The sequence below is a fragment of the Streptomyces sp. NL15-2K genome, assembly GCF_030551255.1.
Lineage (GTDB): Bacteria > Actinomycetota > Actinomycetes > Streptomycetales > Streptomycetaceae > Streptomyces.
On the sequence record NZ_CP130630.1, the window covers coordinates 11813066 to 11830624 of the forward strand.

Here is a 17559-nt window from a genome sequence, read left to right on the forward strand (position 1 = left end):
CGGGCCCCCACGGGGAAGCCCGGCCCTCCGGCTCGGGGAGGCTAGGCCTTGTCGTCAAATTCCCGTCGTCCGCCCGAAGGGCGGGCCGCGCGCCCCGCCGCGATGGGGGTCCCCCCGCTCGAGCGAAGCCGAGAGTGGGGGAGGCTGATGTCCGCGTAGGTGCGTGCTCTCGGCGTGCCGGGCGCAGGCCCTCGTACTGGTTGTACGTGGGTCTGCGCCCGGTGCGGCGAGTGGGGGCACCTCCCACGCCCTTAAGGCAGTGGGGGAGCGTGCCTGGCGTCGCGCGGCAGGCGGGAATTTGACGACAGGGCCTAGGACCGCGACGGCTCGGCGCGTACGTCCGCCGCCCGCACGAACGCCACCCGGTGGCCGAACTGGATCTCGTAGTACATGTCCTTGCCGACCACGACCTCGTGCGAGGCCTCGTCGAAGTCCACCGCGTAGTAGTACTCACCGGGCACCTTGTCGCCGACCACGTACTTCTGGCCCTTGAGCAGCTTGTACGGCAGCGGCGACACCGACTGGGCGGGCACTCCCGCCGGGTAGGCGGAGGCTTCCGGGTAGGCGCGCCCGTAGACCGGGACGCTCACCAGGCCGGCCCTGGGGGTCACCACCCGGCCGGTCGCGTGCACCGCGGTCGGGCTCTGCTTCGGGTTCTTGAACCAGGCCTTCTGCCCGAGGAACCAGATCGCCGTCCAGTCACCGTCCCGGCCGGCGACCGCGTACTGCTGGCCGGTGGAGACCCGTGAGGACAGGTCGTTCACGCCGGTGGTCGGGGTCGTGCCCAGCCCGATGTCCTTGATCAGCGGGTAGGACTCGCCGGGCCCGGAACGCAGCCGCACGGCGCTCGACCCGTGGACCGCACAGGGCCGGCCCTCGGTGACGCAGCCCGTGTACTCCGGCCGGTTGGCGGCGTATTCGGGCCGGATCGTCACCAGGCCACCGCCCTCGTCGGCGGTGGCCTCGAAGGGGCGGCCCAGCAGGGTGAAGTAGTGACGCCAGTCCCAGTACGGGCCCGGGTCGGTGTGCATGCCGCCGACGGCCGCGGTGGTCGGGCCCGGAACGTTGTCGTGGCCGAGGATGTGCTGCCGGTCCAGCGGAATGCCGTACTTCTCGGCGAGGTACTTCACCAGCCGCGCCGACGACCGGTACATGGCCTCCGTGTACCAGGCGTCCGGGCTCGCCAGGAAGCCCTCGTGCTCCAGGCCGATCGACTTGGCGTTGACGTACCAGTTGCCCGAGTGCCAGGCCACGTCCTTGGCCCTCACATGCTGGGCGACGTGACCGTCCGTGGAGCGCAGCGAGTAGTTCCACGACACAAAGGCCGGGTCCTGCGCCATCTTGAGGACCCCTTCCCAGGCGCCCTCGGTGTCGTGGATGACGATGTGGTCGATGCCCTGGGACGCCGGTCGGCCTCCCACGTCGTGATTGCCGTAGTCGCCCTCGCCGAGGTCCTTGTACGGAGCGGGGATCCACTCGCAGGACACCGTCTTCGGGCACTCCGTATCGCCCGGGGCGAGCGCGCGCAGCCCTGTGCGGGCCAGCTGAGCGGTGTCGGGTGCCAGGTCCGGCTGGGCGGCCAGGGCGATCCACTGACCGGCGTCGGTGGTGCGTTCCTTGCCGGTACGCAGCACGTCGTAGACGTCGTCGGCGTAAGCCGCCGCCGTCGTGCGGTCGTCCGCGCCGGAGAACCGGGCCACCGCCCCGTACCACTCGGCCGGGTCCTTGCTCAGCGGCTCGCCCAGGTCCTTCTGGGCGGCGGCCAGCAGGGCGGCACCGCCCGCCACGTTCGCGGCGGGATCGGTGCGCAGCCGTTCGTCGGACAGGCCGGTCAGCTCGGCCGCCTTGGACAGGGTCCTGAGGCGGGCCGGGAATTCGGAGGCATTCGGGGGCTTCTTGGCGGGAAGCAGCGGCGGGCGGGCACGATCCCCGCGCGCGTCCTCCGTGCCCTCGCTGTGGTGCGGCGCACCGGTGAGCGCGGTGCGGGCGTCGGTCAGGTGCATGGGGCCGTATCCACCGGTCACGCTCGGCGCCCCGCCGTGCGCGTCCCAGCGGGACTGGAGGTAGGAGACGCCCAGGAGCACGCTCTGCGGCACGTCGTACTTGGCGGCCGCGGAGGCGAAGGCCTGCCGCAACCCGTTCGCGGAGGCCCGGCCGTCGGGCGGGGCCGCGCCGAGCAGCGGCAGCAGCAGGGCGGCGGAGGCCACCGTGCCGGCGGTTCTCCGTCGGTTGTGCCTGTGCCCGGCGGCTCTGCCGGTGCCGGTGGCGGATCCTCGCAATGCAGCCTCCTGGGACGGTCGGGCGGTGAGCCGTGCGGGGCCGGGGTGCGTCTGTGGCGCCGGCCTGCCGACGACCCGTCAATCATGCCCAGGACTGGGTGATTTCTTCCGTTCATCAGGTTTTATGGGAGTTTCGTGGCGGACATACGACGGTCCGCGGTACGCCGCTGTTCTGGCGTACCGCGGACCGTCGTCCCCGTCAGCGAGTGCCGACCGCCGCGCGCACGGCCCGGCGGGCCAGCTGGCAGTCGTCGTGCAGCCGCCTGAGCAGCAGCCGCTGTTCCTCGCCGGACGGCGCAGCACCCGGGTGGGCCGGCCCCGGTGCCGCCGGGGTCGTGTCGTGCATCGAACGCTGCACGGCCGTCTCGTAGGTGCGGATCTCACGGGTCAGCACGAGCATCAGGTTCACCAGGAACGCGTCCCGTGAGGCGGGACCCGCCGACTGGGCGATCTGGCTGATCTGCCGCCGGGCCGCGGGCGCGTCGCCGAGGACCGACCACAGCGTCGCCAGGTCGTAGCCCGGCAGGTACCAGCCCGCGTGCTCCCAGTCCACCAGCACTGGACCGGCCGGTGACAGGAGAAGGTTCGACAGCAGCGCGTCGCCGTGGCAGAACTGGCCCATGCCCTGCCGGCCCGCGGTCGTCGCGATGCCGTGCAGCAGCTTCTGCAGGTCGCCCAGATCCCGGTCGGTGAGCAACCCCAGCTCGTGGTACCGGGAGATGCGGACCGCGTAGTCCAGCGGGGCGTCGAAGGTGCCCGCCGGCGGCCGCCAGGCGTTGAGCCGGCAGATCGCGCCGAGTGCCGCCCTGATGTCCGCGCGGGGCGGGGCCTCGGCCGGGTGCCGGTGCAGTGCCGCCACCCGGCCGGGCATCCGCTCGATGACGAGGGTGCAGTTGTCCGGGTCCGCCGCGATCAGTCTCGGCACACGCACCGGGGGCCGGTGCCGGACGAACGAGCGGTATGCGGCTATCTCGTGCCGGATCCGCTCGGACCACACGGGGGAGTGGTCCAGTAAACACTTGGCGACGGCCGTGCTGCGTCCCGTCGTGCCGACCAGGAGCACGGAGCGTCCACTGCGGCGCAGCACCTGCACCGGGGCGAACTCCGGGCAGATCCGGTGCACCGACGCGATCGCCGTGCGCAGCTGGGTGCCCTGGGGGCCGGACAAGTCGAGTCTCCCGCTGAGCGGTTGGGTGCCGAGCCCCGGAACACGCCGGGTCGCGCCCGCACCGAGCACGGGGGCCGCCGGGCGTGCGGGGTCGAGGTAGGGGCCGCCACCCGCCGGACGGGGGCGCAGCGACCGGGGAGGGGCGGACACGGAGGACGATGCTGCGTACATGGGCGAAACAGATCCCTTCGTGTGCCTGTGACGTCAGTGCGCTACCCGGCCCGGCCCTTGGGAGCACCCTGGGGAATGTCCCTCGGCGACCGGGTCGGGGTGGCGCGTTCCTACCTGACACCCGATGCCCAGTGGCACACCATCTGGCGTGCCCTGGCGAACCCTGGCGAATAGTCGCCCGGCAACTCTCACCGGGCTACTGTCAACTCAGCCGAGAACCTGGGGGCTTGACGTGAGCGGACAACCCAACTCCCGCCTTGCGGACCTGTTCGGCCTGGCCGGCTGGTCCAAGGGTGAACTCGCGAGGCTGGTCAACCGGCAGGCGGCGGCCATGGGCCACCCCCAGCTGGCGACCGACACCTCCCGGGTGCGGCGTTGGATCGACATGGGAGAGATCCCGCGCGATCCGGTGCCGCGGGTGCTGGCGGCTCTGTTCACCGAGCGTCTCGGCCGTGTCGTGACCATTGAGGACCTCGGTCTGGTCCGGCACGGGCGTGCGGGGAAACGGCCACGCGGCGGGAGTGCGGAACATCCCGACGGAGTGCCGTGGGCGCCCGAACGGACCGCCGCGGTCCTCACCGAATTCACGGGAATGGACCTCATGCTCAACCGACGCGGCTTGGTGGGCGCGGGTGCCGTGCTCGCCGCGGGATCCGCACTCAGCAGCGCCATGTACGACTGGTTGCACACCGATCCGGCTCTGACCGCCGACGCTCCCCAGTTCGACGACCCCCTGCACGCCGACCCCGCTGGGTTCGACCGCTACGAGGCCGCCCCCATCGGATCGCAGGAGATCGAGGAACTGGAGCGCTCGGTCGAGGTGTTCCGGGCCTGGGACGCGGCCCGCGGCGGCGGGCTGCAGCGCAAGGCAGTCGTAGGCCAGCTCAACGAGGTGGGCGGCATGCTCGCCTACCGTCACCCCGACCATCTCCAGCGGCGCCTGTGGGGCGTCGCCGCCAACCTCGCCGTCCTCGCGGGCTGGATGTCGCACGACGTCGGCCTGGAGCCCACGGCCCAGAAGTACTTCGTCATCGCCGCCCATGCCGCGAGAGAGGGCGGCGACCGGCCCCGCGCCGGGGAGGCGCTCTCCCGAGCGGCTCGCCAGATGGTGCACCTGGGCCGGCCCGACGACGCGCTCGACCTGATGAAACTCGCCCAGTCCGGCTCCGGTGACGAGGTGCTGCCCCGCACCAAGGCGATGCTCCACACCATCGAGGCCTGGGCACAGGCCTCCATGGGCAAGGGGCAGGCCATGCGCCGCACCCTCGGCCAGGCGGAGGACCTCTTCGTCTCCGACCGGGGCGACGTGCCACCGCCGAGCTGGATGCAGACCTTCAAGGAGGAGGACCTGTACGGCATGCAGGCCCTGGCCTATCGCACGCTGGCGGAGCACGAGCCGGGTGCGGCCGTGCACGCCCAGCACTACGCGCAGAAGGCGCTGTCCCTGCGGGTCGACGGCCGGGAGCGGTCGAAGATCTTCGACCATCTGTCCATGGCCTCGGCCTGCTTCATCGCCGACGACCCCGAACAGGCGGACCGGTACGCGCGGCTGGCCCTGATGGCGATGGGGTCGAACTCCTCCCGTCGCACCTGGGACCGGCTGGCCCAGATGTACCGGCTCACCGCCGAGTACGCCACTTACCCGAAGATCCAAGAGCTGCGGGAGGAGATCAGGCAGGCGCTGCCGAAGGGCAAGAAGCCGGGCGGCGGCACCAGCGCACACGCATAAGCGCACAGGCACAGGGAGAACAGCGCACAGGCACAGAGGAACTGTGCCGCCGTACTCTCACATCACCCTGGCGACGAGCACGCAGGCGTCGTCCTCGCGCTCGGTCCCGCCGAACTCCTCCACGACCGTCCGCACACAGTCCTGTGCGGTGCGCGCCTCGCCGAATCGGGGGGCCAGGTCGAGGAGACGGTGCACGGTGTCCGCTCGGTCGTGCAGCGGCACCAGCCCGTCGGTGTGCAGCAGAAGCAGATCGCCTGCTTCGAGGGTCACTTCGGCCTGCTCGTAGGAGGCACCGGAGGTCGCGCCGAGCAGGACGCCGTCCGGTGTGTGCAGGGTGCGCCCCGTCCCGTCGCGGAACAGCAGCGGGGCGGGGTGTCCTGCCTGGGCCCACACCAGCGTGCGGGTCTGCGGGCGGTAGCGGCAGCAGACAGCGCTGCCGAGGGCCGGTTGCACGGTGGCGTCGAGCAGCTGGTTGAGCCAGGCCATCAGCTGACCGGGCTGGGTGCCGGCCATCGCCATGCCGCGGACGGCGCCCAGCAGCGTCGCCATGCCCGAGGCCACCGCGACGCCGTGCCCGGTGAGGTCGCCGACGCTGAGCAGGGTCTCGCCGTCGGCCAGTTCGAGCGCGTCGTACCAGTCGCCGCCGATCAGCGCGCTGGTCGACGACGGAAGATAGTGGGCCGCCAGATCGAGCGTCTCCGGTCCCTGGTGCGGGAGCCGCAGGGAGCCGCGCCACGGCGGCAGCACGGCCTCCTGCAGCTCGACCGCGAGCCGGTGCTCGGTCTGCGCGCGGTGCCGCTGGCGTTGTAACGAGTCACGGGTCTCGTTCACCGCCCGCTGGCTGCGGCGCAGTTCGCTGACGTCCCGCAGCACCGCCCACATCGACGCGGTACTGCCGTCCGCGGCGAGCACCGGCTCGCCCATCATGTGCACGGTCCGTAGGTCGCCGTCCGGGCGCACGACGCGGAACTCACCGTCGATGGGCTTGGCGTCGACGAGGCAGTCGGTGACCATGGCGGTCAGCTTCGGCCGGTCCTCGTCGAGCACCAGGGACGGCAACTCGTCGAGGGTGAGCGGGGGAGCGGTGGGGTCGCGGCCGAGGATCTGGTAGAGCTCTCCGGACCAACTGGCCTCGTCCGTCAGCAGGTTCCACTCCGCGCTGCCGACCCGGCTGAGCAGCGAGCCGCGCCGGGGAGCGGGCGGCACGGTACGGACGGAGGGTGCCGCCTCGGGGGGCGCGGGCACGGGCGGCGGGCCGTCCCGTAACTGCGCCAAGTGCTCGTCCAGGTCGTTGAGTTGGTGCAGCGCGAGATCGCACAGCGCGCGCTGCCACCGCTCCTGCGGATCCGCCCCGTCGCTCTGCGTGTCCCTCCGTACGGCGTCCACGTCGCCCTTGAGTCGTCGCGCCTGCGATATGAGCGCGTCGACCGAGTCGCGTCCTGGCGGGTGGGCGGCGGGGCGGTCCGCAGAGAGATGGGACGGCATGACGCACTCCGATGCGGGACGGTACGACCAAGGCGGACGGAAGGACCGTTACGACTCTTGCACAGCCCGCGACGCCGTGTAAGGGATTTGGCAACACACGATACGGTGGTGCTTCTGGCATATGCCACAGTCTTCAGGGAACGGCTGTGTCGTGCGCCAGGTGTACGACACCGGGTCGGACAAGTCGTAGATGGCGTACGTGAATTGAAGGATTGTCGGGGTGGCCGACGCGGTCTTCAGTTGTGTGTTCGACGGCCCTGTGTTCTAGGAGTCTGGCATATGTGACGCGGGCCGTACCAGATGGCGTCCGAAGGGCGTCAGTACCGCAGCACGCCGGCGATCCCGTCGGCGTCGCCCAGTGTGCCGTCCGGTACGAAGCGGACGGCGGCGCCGGTCTCCAGGCACTGTTCGACGATCTCGTCCACGATGTCCTCGCGGGCGTCCAGGTCACCGCTCTCGGCCGGGATCAGGTGGGCGCCACCGTCGTCACGCACCGTCACCCGGTAGTTCTCCTCGACGGCCAGCAGCCCCACCCGGCCCTCCCGGGCGTTCTGCCAGACCTCGTCGACACCGGCGGCGAACGCCCGGCGCCCGCGCGCCGATTCGAGTTCCCGCGCCACGGTGTCGGTGTTCTTGCGGGCCTCGGCGGCGACCAGCGGCCGGACCGCCTGCCACACGGCCTCGTGGGTACCGTGGGCCAGACCCCCGTGCGGCACATGGACGCCGTCCTTGGTGACGCTGCCGATCTCGTCCAGGCAGGACAGGGCGGCCGGCTCGCCGGTGACGTACAACGGCCTGGCGTCCTCGCGCAGGACCGCGCTCATCATGGTGTCCGCCTCGCGCAGGAAGTGGCGGGTGTCCTCGTCCCGGAAGGCGCTGGGCAGGTCGCCGATCCGCTCCTGGCGTTCGGCGTCGAAGTTCTCGCGGCTCCTGGTCAGCGGGAAGCCGCCGGTGCGGTCCTCGGTGACCCGGTCCGTGCCGCCGCTCCAGAGGGTGACGCGGTCGGCGGAGACCGAGAGCACCCAGAAGGGGCGTTCGGCGGCCTGCGCGGAGACCAGGTTGCGGGTCAGGAAGGTGTCCGAGAGCACCACACGCTCGGGCACGGAGCGGGCGAGCGACCACACCTGGTGTTCACCCGGAGCGGCGAAGATCACCAGGCCGTCCTCGGCGTGCGTCAGGTCCACTTCGGTGAGGGCCTGGTCGAGCTGCCGGGCCACGTCGGCGCGCCGCTCCCGGGGAACGGCGGGGTCGGCCTCGAGCTGCCGCTTGGCCTCGGCCACGACATTGCGCAGCCGGACCCGGTCCTGGGCGTTCTCGGGCTCGCGGCGGTGCGTGGGCGTCAGCACGGACACCGCGGGATAGGGGCGCGGGCGGCGCAGCTCGGTGAGGGTCGCGGGGCTGAGTGCGTGCTCCATAGCAGCACCATAGGTCTGATTCCGGGACGGGGCATTTGGGGGCAAACGGTCCAAGGCGCCGGCCGGGCGTCGCCGGAGGGCGTCCGGCCACATCGTCGCCCCATGACGGTGCGATGCCCGGCATCCACCCCCACCTCGGCACCTCGCCGCATGGGCGCACAGAGTGGGGGCGCCTGCGTCCTCGACGGTGGACAGGTCGCAGCGGCAGACCACGCGGTGCGACCGGTCCGGACCACCCGGGCTTCGGCGCGCAGGACGTCGCCCCTGGCCGACCGCAGGTAGTCGGGAGGTAGCCGATGGTGAAACCGGCGGTGATCAGCCGGGCGCCGACGCGGAGCCCGCGGCGAAGGTCAGCGCGTTGCCGGCCGCGTAGCCGAGCACTCCGCCGAGCACTCCGCCGTGCACGAAGCCGTACTGCTGGCGCAGCTCGTCGCGGATGTCCAGTTCGAGGGTGGCGGCGCCGTCGCCGAAGGCCACCAGCCGCGTGCCGAGCAGCACGCTGAAGGGCTGAGCGGCCAGGGCCTTCCGGGCGAGGGCCAGATCCAGGGAGTCGTTCACGTCGTGCGGGGAGTCGTTCACATCGAAACTCGGCGCGCTGTTCGCCGTACGGGAGCAGCCGGGCATCACCCAACGGCACCTCGCCCACACGCTCGGCCTGCGCGAATCCGCCGTCACCGGGAACACGGGCCGTGGTCCTGGAGCTGACCGACGCGGGCGCCGCGGGCCCTGCGGGCGGCGCAGCCCGAGATCGACCGCTTCAACGGTGAGCTGCGCGCGCTGCTCGGCGACGACGGCTTCACCGAGGCGGCTCGGGCGATGGGCCGCCTCGCCGGCCGGGAACCCCAGTGACCGACGCGGTGCCACCATGACGCAGCCGCCCCGCCGCCCGTACGTCAGTCGCGGTCCTCCTCGGGCCCGCAGGAGCTGCCGTCGGGTGGCAGGGAGCCGTACAGCAGGAAGGCGTCGACCTTCCGGTGCACGCACTTGGAGGACGCGTAACCGGTGTGGCCCTCGCCCTTGTTGTCGAGCACCACGGCCGAGTCGCCGAGTCGCCGGGCCGTCTCCACGGTCCAGCGGTACGGCGTCGCCGGATCGCCGCGGGTGCCGACCAGGAGCATCTTCGGTGTGCGGACGTCCCGCACGCGCTCGCGGATGAAGTCGGTGCCCTTGGGGCGGCCGTAACACATCAGGTACTCGGCGAGCCGGTAGCGGCCGAAGACCGGGGACGCCTGCTCGTACGCGGCGCGCAGCCGGCCGAGGTCCCGCGTGATCCGGTCGGCGTCGGGGCGATCGGGATCGTCCGCGCAGTTGATCGCCATCAGCGCCGCCGGAAGATTGTCGAGCGGCACGTCCTCCTGATCGACCAGGCCGCCGTCGGTCGCGCTCCCGGCGCGGAATCCGACCCCTCTGCCGGAGAATCCGAGCAGCGGACGCGTGTCGCCGTCCTCGACCAGCGCGGCGAGCGCCCGCTCCAGCGACGGCCACATCTCCTTGCTGTAGAGGGCTTGACCGATGGCGCCCACGAGGTCCTGTCCGGTGAACTCGTCGCCGAAGTCGGTCGGCACCGGATCCTTGTCGAGAGAGCCGACGAGCCGTACGACTTCCTCCCGGGCCGTGCGCGCGTCCGTACCGAACGGACAGGCGATGTCCTTCACGCACCAGTCGACGAAGTCCTCCAGCGCCGTCTGCTGCCCCGCGGCCCCCGCGACGCCCTGCTCGGACAGCGGCTCGGTGAGCGTGTCCACGCCGTCGAGCACCAACCGGCCGACCTTCTTGGGGAACTGTGCCGCGTACACCGCGCCCAGCCGGGTTCCGTAGGAGAAGCCGAGGTAGTTGAGCTTCTCGTCGCCGAGGGCCTGGCGCATCACGTCCAGGTCGCGCGAGGCGTTCACCGTGCCTATGTGCGGCAGGACGGGCCCCGAATGCTTGGCACACGCGTCGGCCGCCTTCCGCAACCGCCCCAGGACGGCCTGCGGGTCGCCACCGAGATCCGCGTCCTCGTCCATCACCGCCGCGGGCCCGTCGGAGCTGTTGCCGCAGCTGACCGGCGAGGACTGGCCGACGCCGCGGGGATCGAAGGTCACCACGTCATAGCCGTCCGTCAGGTCCATGAAGTCCTTGGCCCCGGCGGCCAGCTCACTGACGCCCGCGCCGCCCGGCCCGCCGAAGTTCAGCAGCACCGAGCCCCGCGACTTGCCCGTCGCCCGGTAGCGGGCGAGTGCCAGTTCGAGGGTGCCCGCCTTCGGTTTCGCGTAGTCGAGGGGGACGGTGACCTTCCCGCACTGGAGGTCCTTGGGCATCTCCACGCCTTCGCACTTCGACCAGGCGACCTTCTGCCGGTAGAACCGTGACAGATCGGGCTCGGAGTCGTCCGCGGTCATGACCGGCAGCCCCACGCCGAGCAGGGCCAGGCCCACGCTCGAGGAGAGCGCGCAGCGCCGGAACGTGGGCCGCGTCGACAGCTTGGCCAGCATGAATGCCTCCAGGGACGCCCGTCGCGGTCCGGAAGTCGGCGTCCTCGATCACGATAAGCGGACCTCGGAAGGCACGCCTCCGCACGAGCGGGACCCCGGGGAGTGCCTTATCCTGCGCCCCCTCGACCGGCGAGACCGTTTTGCCATCAGTTCGATAACCATGACGCTCGATGGGGTGAAAGGCCGATTAGCCATAACTCGGATTGGTTCCCATGCGTTTTATGCGATGCGGGCGAGTGCTCGCGTCCATGTCTGGAAGGCAGGGAACCTATGAGACGGGCTACCCGAAACGGTGTGATCACCGTCGCCGCCGCCTCCGGGGCGATGGCCATGGCTGTCCCGGTGTACGCCGGCTCCGCGGCGGACGGCACCGCGGCCGGTTCGCCCGGGGTGATCTCCGGCAACACCGTGCAGCTCCCGGTGCACGTCCCGGTGAACGTGTGCGGGAACACCGTGAACGTGGTGGGGGTGCTCAACCCCGCGGCGGGCAACAGCTGCGCCAACGTCGACAAGGGCGGCAGCGGCGACCACCGGCACCACAGGCCCGGCGGAGCGGTGGCGGAAGGCGGCGGAAAGGATTCACCCGGCGTGCTCTCCGGCAACGGCGTGCAGCTCCCGGTCGACCTCCCGGTGAACGTCAGCGGCAACACGGTGAACGTGGTCGGCGTCGGCAACGCGGCCGTCGGCAACGAGTCCGTGAACACCCCGGGGGACCGGCCCGGCCGCCCCGACGGACCCGAGCGCCCCGTCCGGCCGGCACCCAAGCCGACCCCGCCGACCAAGGCGAACCCGGGTCCGCGGCCGGCCCCGCACACCCACGGGCACCGCTCCACGGACGCCCTCGCCGCCACGGGAGCGGACCTGGCGCTGCCCGCCGTCGCCGGGAGCGCGGCGCTGATCCTGGGCGGGGCCGCGGTGTACCGGCGCTTCCGGCCGCGGGCGGAGCGCTGACCGACCCAGGAAGACGGAAGGCTCCACCGGCGGTGACCGGTGGGGCCTGCGCCGTACGGCGGCGCGGCCACGGTGGCCGACGCCCGCCGGCCAACGGCTCGATCGCACCGTGACGCCCTCCCGGAAGACCGGCAAGGATGCCCGGGTACGGCCGGTCACCGCCGGTCACGCCCGCACAGAATGGAGCGCACCCATGACCTCACCGGCCGCCGTAGGCCTGATCGTCACTCAGGCACGCCTCGACGACTGGCCGGTCGTCAGCGGATGGGCGGCGGACGAGGGATGGAATCCAGGACTCGCCGACGGACCGGCCTTCTTCGCCCAGGACCCGGACGGTTTCTTCCTCGGCCGGATCGACGGCGAGCCCGTGTCGGCGATCTCCGTCGTCAACTACGGCGCCGACTACGCCTTCCTGGGCTTCTACCTCGTACGGCCCGACCTGCGCGGCCGCGGCCACGGCCTGACCACGTGGAAGACCGGGCTAGCCCACGCCGGAAGCTGCACCGTCGGACTCGACGGGGTCGTGGCGCAGCAGGCCAACTACCGCCGGTCCGGCTTCGAACCCGCCCACCGCACCATCCGGTTCACGGGAACCGCCCCCGCGACCGAGACCCCGGCCGACGTCCGTGCCGTGCGGTCGGCCGACCTCGCGGACATCACCGCGTACGACAGCGCCTGCACCCCGGCCGACCGCCCGCGCTTCGTGGCCGCCTGGCTGACCGGCAGCGGCCATCGCGCCGTCGTCCGCCGTATTGGCGGCCGCGTCACCGGCTACGGAGTGATCCGCCCCGGCCGCGACGCGCTGCGCATCGGACCACTGTTCGCCGACACCGCCGAGGACGCCAGGTCCCTGTTCGCCGCCCTGACCGCCGACGCGGGCGGGAGCGAGATCGCCGTCGACGTCCCCGAGACGAACCGGGCGGGCATCGCTCTCGCCGAGGAGGCGGGCCTCACTCCTTCCTTCGAGACGGCCCGCATGTACACCGGACCGGTACGGCCGTACGCCCAGGACCGCGTCTTCGGCGTCACGACGCTGGAGCTCGGCTAGGTGTGTTGTCCGGACAGGTTGGTGACGCTCGTCGAAGTCGCATGGCACGCACCCGATCATCACTCGCCGAGATGGAAACGGCGGTGCAAGGCGCGTACGGCATCGGCCAGCTCCGGCACCGGGCCTTCCACGGTCACGCCGGGGGCCACCTCGTGGACCGGCAGGGTCCGCACCGGTGGCGCGGGTACCCCCAGTTCGCCGAGCCAGGATGCCAGTTGCTCCGACGAGGCGACGTACACGATGCGTCCGAGGCCCACCCAGGCGTGCGCGGCGGCGCACATCGGGCAGTGCTCGCCGGATGTGTAGACGGTCGCGGCCGCCCGCTCCTCGGGGGTCAGGTGGGCCGCCGACAAGCGCGCCAGCTCGAACTCGGGGTGCCGGGTGCGGTCGCCGGAGGCCACCCGGTTGTGGTCCTCGGCGAGCACCGTGCCGTCCCCGCCCACCAGCACCGACCCGAACGGCTCGTCCCCGGCCTCCAGGGCCTCGGTCGCCAGCTCCACGCAGCGGCGCAGGTACGGCAGTTCGGAGTCCTTCACGACCATGACGTACGGCCCTCCTTGTGACGTGGTGATCTCCGCAGCGCAGACTACGCGGCGCCGCGCGTCCGGTGAGGGCTGCGTAGGGCAGTCGTAAACGACATTGCCGCGGGGGCGTCCGAATGGTGGAGTGAGCGCATGGATCACGCGGCGGTACTCGCACTCTTCGACCGGGACCTGCGCGAAGGCGCCCAGCCCGACGGCCCCGACGCCCGGATCGAGCGGGTGGGGAAGGTGATCCGTCAGGTGGCCCCGGCGCAGGGCTGGAACGGCGTCGTCTGGTCCGACCTGGACGAGGCGGGCGCCGACGCCGCGATCGCCGACCAGATCGCCCACTACACCGGACTCGGCCACGAGTTCGAGTGGAAGCTCTACGGGCACGACCAGCCGGTGGACCTCGGACAGCGCCTGAGGGGCGCCGGGTTCACGCCCGCCCCCGAGGAGACGCTGATGATCGGCGAGGTCGCCGATCTGATCCTGGAGGCCGAGCCGCCCGAGGGCATCCGCGTCCTGCCCATCACCGACCGGGCGGGCGTCGACCTCGTGGCGGACGTGCACGAGAAGGCGTTCGGCAGCGACTCCTCCCGGCTGCGCCACCAACTGCTCGCCCGGCTGACGGACGACCCGGACACCGTCGTCGCCGTCGTCGCCCTCGCCGGCGACACGCCGGTCAGCGCCGCCCGCATGGAACTCGTGCCCGGCACCCGCTTCGCCGGCCTGTGGGGCGGCGGCACCGTCGAGGACTGGCGCGGCCGGGGCATCTACCGCGCGCTCGTCGCCCACAGGGCCCGCGCCGCCGTGGAGCGCGGCTACCGCTATCTCCAGGTCGACGCCTCCACTCAGAGCCGCCCCATCCTGGAACGGCTCGGCTTCCACGCGCTGACCACGACCACGCCGTACGTGTACGTGCCCCGCTCGTGATCAATACACTCAGGGCCTGTCGGGCGGATCATGCCGCAGACGCGGCCTGGCCCCGGCCTCGGGCGTGATCGAGGCGCCACCGGGTGACATCGCGGTCGCGGGGATGTCACATCCCGGCCCGCCCGGTCCGTCGCACGAGTATGGCGACCATGCACACGAACCAGAGCATCCTCCTCGCGGGCGCGAGCGGTGTCCTCGGCCGGCACATCGCCCGTGCCCTGACCGACGCGGGTCACAAGGTCACCGGACTCGGCCGGGGCAAGGACAACGGCGTCCGAGCCGACCTCATGGATCGCGACGCGCTGCTGCGTGCCGTCGACGGGCACCGCTTCGACACGGTGATCCACGCCGCGACCGCCCTGCGCAAGCCACCCATGCGCCACAGCGGCATGCACGCCACCGACGCCCTGCGCGTCGGCGGCACCGCCCACCTCGTCGAGGCCGCCCAGGCCGTCGGCGCCCGCCGTTTCGTGGCCGAGTCGATGGTCTTCGGATACGGCTACGGGGACCACGGCGCGCGCCCGGTCACCGAGGACGACCCCTTCGGCCCGCCCGGCGCCTCACCGGAGCTGGAACGGCACATCGCGGCCATGCGCACCAAGGAGCGACTCACCTTGGGAACAGAGGAGCTGGACGGCATCGCGCTGCGCTTCGGTCTGTTCTACGGGCCCGGCGGCACCGACGCCCTGCTGACGCTGCTGCGCAAGCGGCAGCTGCCCGTCCCCGACGACGGCGGCCGGGTCCTGCCGTGGGTGGAGCTCAGCGACGCGGCGCGCGCGGTGGTCGCCGCCGTCGAACGCGGCCGCCCCGGCCAGGCGTACAACGTCGCGGACCGCACTCCGCTCGGCTTCCGGGCCCATGTCCTGTGCGTGGCCGAGGAGTTCGGGCTGGCGAAGCCGATGACCGTACCTCGATGGCTGATGAAGCCGATGTCGTACGCGCACACGGTGATGTCGACGACGCTGCGGGTCTCCACGGCGAAGGCGGAGCGGGAACTGGGCTGGACGCCGGTGTACCCGTCCAGCCGGGAGGGCCTCGCGGCGATGCGCGCAGCCGTCCGCTGACCGATTGGGCTACAGGTCGAGCTGGTACTCCACCGCCCTGCGCGTCGGTACGTAACCGAGCGCGTCGTTGACGGCGCGCATCGGCGCGTTGCTGTCCGCGGTGTCCGTGCACAGCCTCGCGAGCTCGGGGTGCCGTGCGCGGGCCCGGAGGATCGACGCCGCCTTCATCCAGCGGGCGAGGCCGTGACCGCGGTGCTCGGGGAGCACGGCGGTGCCGTAGTGCTGTCCGTCGCCCCGGCCGTCGCCCGGGACGACGAGTTCGGAGAACCCGACCACCGACCCGTCGGACACGTCCACGGCGGCCATGGTGTGCAGCAGGTCCCCGCGTTTCGCCACCGCCTCGGCCGCCGCGACGATCCGCTCCACGTCCCAGACGACCCTGCCGTAGTCGGTGCCCTCCATCGGCATGTCGTCCATGGCGCGCCGCGAGTCGGCGTACGACAGTGCCAGCTCGTCCGGCACCACGCCGTCCCACTCCGTCAGGCGGTAGCCCGGACGCGGAGCCCGGGCGAGTTCCTCGATCGCCGCGTGATCGGCCCCGGCCAGCGCCAGCCTGGCGTACGTCAATCCCAGCACCCGGCGAAAGCCCCGCGCGGCCAGGAACAGATCGGCGGGGGAGGCGTGCTCGGCCTGCGCGAGGAGCGACCGCCGCCCCTCCGCGCGCGCCGCGGCCACGGCGGCTTCCAGCAGCCGCGTCCCCACGCCCCGCCGTCGCTCCGTGACGTGCACGGCGAGCTCCAGCTCGGCGAGGTGCTCCTGCCCCTCTTTCGTGAACAGCCGGAGGAAGGCGGATCCGAGGGGAGCCCCGTCGGCTCCGGCGGCAAGCCAGGCCAGACGACGGCTGGAGGCACCGGCCTCGGGGTCGGTGAGCGGGGTGATGCGCAGGGACAACGGGACTCCGGCACGGTCGAGTCGGGGACGAACCGCTGAACCTAGCGGCCGTGTCGCGCCGCCCGCAACGGGATTTGGGCGCCTGGCGATTCCGCGCATGCCGAGGCGACGCGCGCGCCACCGTCCGCGTGCCGGCCCGCGCGCGCGTCACCTTTCCCACGCAGCCGTCCGCTTTGCCCCGCAGCCGTCCGCGTGCCGCCGTCGTCCGGCGTCAGCGGCGTGCCCGCGACCGGTCCAGCGTGGCCACGCCGAGTGCGGCGAGGCCGATCTGGATGAGCCACTCGACCCAGTCGACGCCGTCGGTGTCGGCCACGTCGAACGCGCCGGCGATCGCCGAACCGACCAGCGCGGCGACGATGCCGACGAGGATCGTCCACAGGATCCCGATGCGCTGGCGCCCAGGGACCACGAGCCGGCCCAGGACGCCGATGACGATGCCGATCACGATGGCACTGATGATGCCGTCGATCTCCATCTCCGCCCCTTTTCTCCAATGCCCCCGTCAAGGCCCCCGTTTGCAGTTCGTGTTCCCCCTGGAAGCGGGGACAGTCCGGCTCCGGTCAACCACTGGCCAAAGCGGACCCGGTGCCCATGTCCCGTCCGTCACCCCCGGCCCACCCGGTGGCGACGACCACTTCACTCGCGATGTCGATCACCGTGCGCCCGTCGGTCACCACGCGCAGGGCGTCCGCCGGCGCCCGCCGCTCCAGCATCCGGGCCTTGCGGACACTGCCATTGATCTCGTGCTCCAGCTCGGAGCCCAGCTCCCGCCCGGTCAGGCGCTGCTCGGTCGTCTCGTCGGAGGCGGTCAGCAATACGCGCACCATCCGTACGCCGTCACCCATCGCCCGGCGGAACATGTCCGTCGCCTCTTCGAGCACGCTCACGGTGTTCGTGTACACGAGACGCCGGTAGCCGAGTTCGGCGTAGTTCCCCCAGACCGCGGTCAGGTTCCGCTCGGCGACGGCCGCCCGGTGCGGGTCGCCGTCAGGCGCCGGATGCACCTGGCCCATGAAGTCGCCGTCGATCACGGCATGCGCGACCCCCGCCGCCCGCAGCCGTGCCGAGACCTCCCATCCCACCGTCGTCTTGCCGACGCCGGCGCGTCCGCCGATGAGCAGTACCTCCGCGTGATCCATGCGGGCAGCCTCCCAGCCCGAGGCCTTGCCGAGCCACGGAGTTTCACCCCGCGCGGGCTCCAGGTCCGCAGAGTGGTCTCCCGGCCCCTCGACCGGCGTCGGATCGGGGCGTCGTCCGCGGGCTCGAACCCGCGGAAACGGGCCACCACCTCGCTCGCCGCGTTCTCGGCGTCGACGCACAACACCACGCGACGCGGCCGCAGTTGCTCGGCCGCGTACCCGGCGACCAGCCGCACGGCATGCCCGGCTGATGGCCGGACGCAGCGCCGGGGGAAGGACGAAACTCCC

General features: G+C 72.1%; 14 protein-coding genes and 1 pseudogene. 5 read left to right on the plus strand and 10 right to left on the minus strand.

Going from position 1 to position 17559, the window contains the following annotated elements; all coding sequences use genetic code 11:
• Window positions 1-311 precede the first annotated feature (311 nt).
• Window positions 312-2279, minus strand: a complete 1968-nt coding sequence (locus tag Q4V64_RS51720) for an N-acetylmuramoyl-L-alanine amidase (protein WP_124445290.1) — start codon at window positions 2277-2279, stop codon at window positions 312-314.
• A gap of 199 nt (window positions 2280-2478) precedes the next feature.
• Window positions 2479-3618 (minus strand): aminoglycoside phosphotransferase family protein, encoded by a 1140-nt coding sequence (locus Q4V64_RS51725; RefSeq protein WP_124445291.1) that lies wholly within the window; start codon window positions 3616-3618, stop codon window positions 2479-2481.
• A gap of 232 nt (window positions 3619-3850) precedes the next feature.
• Between Q4V64_RS51725 and Q4V64_RS51730 the strand changes: the two genes are divergently transcribed.
• Window positions 3851-5347 carry a hypothetical protein gene (locus tag Q4V64_RS51730; protein ID WP_124445292.1) on the plus strand — a complete coding sequence of 499 codons (1497 nt, stop codon included), beginning with the start codon at window positions 3851-3853 and terminating at the stop codon, window positions 5345-5347.
• Between the two features lie 57 nt (window positions 5348-5404).
• Here the strand turns inward: Q4V64_RS51730 and Q4V64_RS51735 are convergent, their stop codons facing one another.
• The 4 genes and pseudogenes from Q4V64_RS51735 to Q4V64_RS51750 all read right to left on the minus strand — a co-directional run bounded on the left by Q4V64_RS51735 (window position 5405) and on the right by Q4V64_RS51750 (window position 10721).
• Window positions 5405-6832 (minus strand): PP2C family protein-serine/threonine phosphatase, encoded by a 1428-nt coding sequence (locus tag Q4V64_RS51735; protein WP_124445293.1) that lies wholly within the window; start codon window positions 6830-6832, stop codon window positions 5405-5407.
• Between the two features lie 317 nt (window positions 6833-7149).
• Window positions 7150-8247, minus strand: a complete 1098-nt coding sequence (locus Q4V64_RS51740) for a chemotaxis protein (RefSeq protein ID WP_124445315.1) — start codon at window positions 8245-8247, stop codon at window positions 7150-7152.
• Window positions 8248-8394: 147 nt separating this feature from the next.
• Window positions 8395-8805, minus strand: a pseudogene (locus Q4V64_RS55880) (hotdog fold thioesterase); the annotation flags it as partial.
• Between the two features lie 335 nt (window positions 8806-9140).
• On the minus strand, window positions 9141-10721 hold the full coding sequence (locus Q4V64_RS51750) for an alpha/beta hydrolase (protein ID WP_124445294.1): 1581 nt from the start codon (window positions 10719-10721) through the stop codon (window positions 9141-9143).
• A 270-nt stretch (window positions 10722-10991) separates the two neighbouring features.
• On the opposite strand from Q4V64_RS51750, the gene Q4V64_RS51755 reads away from it, so the two are divergent.
• On the plus strand, window positions 10992-11672 hold the full coding sequence (locus Q4V64_RS51755) for a chaplin (RefSeq protein WP_172629583.1): 681 nt from the start codon (window positions 10992-10994) through the stop codon (window positions 11670-11672).
• A 193-nt stretch (window positions 11673-11865) separates the two neighbouring features.
• Complete coding sequence (locus tag Q4V64_RS51760) at window positions 11866-12720, plus strand: GNAT family N-acetyltransferase (RefSeq protein WP_124445296.1); 855 nt, start codon at window positions 11866-11868, stop codon at window positions 12718-12720.
• A gap of 59 nt (window positions 12721-12779) precedes the next feature.
• On the opposite strand, the gene Q4V64_RS51765 is transcribed toward Q4V64_RS51760, so the two are convergent.
• Window positions 12780-13262 carry a nucleoside deaminase gene (locus Q4V64_RS51765; RefSeq protein WP_124445297.1) on the minus strand — a complete coding sequence of 161 codons (483 nt, stop codon included), beginning with the start codon at window positions 13260-13262 and terminating at the stop codon, window positions 12780-12782.
• Between the two features lie 132 nt (window positions 13263-13394).
• On the opposite strand from Q4V64_RS51765, the gene Q4V64_RS51770 reads away from it, so the two are divergent.
• Together Q4V64_RS51770 and Q4V64_RS51775 are read left to right on the plus strand one after the other, a co-directional pair.
• A complete protein-coding gene (locus tag Q4V64_RS51770; protein ID WP_124445298.1) occupies window positions 13395-14177 on the plus strand; it encodes a GNAT family N-acetyltransferase in 783 nt (260 codons plus the stop codon).
• 140 nt (window positions 14178-14317) lie between these two features.
• Window positions 14318-15241: an NAD(P)-dependent oxidoreductase gene (locus Q4V64_RS51775; protein WP_124445299.1), complete on the plus strand. Its 924-nt coding sequence runs from the start codon at window positions 14318-14320 to the stop codon at window positions 15239-15241.
• Between the two features lie 9 nt (window positions 15242-15250).
• Here the strand turns inward: Q4V64_RS51775 and Q4V64_RS51780 are convergent, their stop codons facing one another.
• The 3 genes from Q4V64_RS51780 to Q4V64_RS51790 all read right to left on the minus strand — a co-directional run bounded on the left by Q4V64_RS51780 (window position 15251) and on the right by Q4V64_RS51790 (window position 17271).
• Window positions 15251-16132, minus strand: coding sequence for a GNAT family N-acetyltransferase (locus tag Q4V64_RS51780; protein ID WP_124445300.1), 882 nt, complete (start codon window positions 16130-16132; stop codon window positions 15251-15253).
• 211 nt (window positions 16133-16343) lie between these two features.
• A complete protein-coding gene (locus tag Q4V64_RS51785) occupies window positions 16344-16607 on the minus strand; it encodes a GlsB/YeaQ/YmgE family stress response membrane protein (protein WP_124445301.1) in 264 nt (87 codons plus the stop codon).
• 85 nt (window positions 16608-16692) lie between these two features.
• On the minus strand, window positions 16693-17271 hold the full coding sequence (locus tag Q4V64_RS51790) for an adenylyl-sulfate kinase (RefSeq protein WP_124445302.1): 579 nt from the start codon (window positions 17269-17271) through the stop codon (window positions 16693-16695).
• Window positions 17272-17559 lie beyond the last annotated feature (288 nt).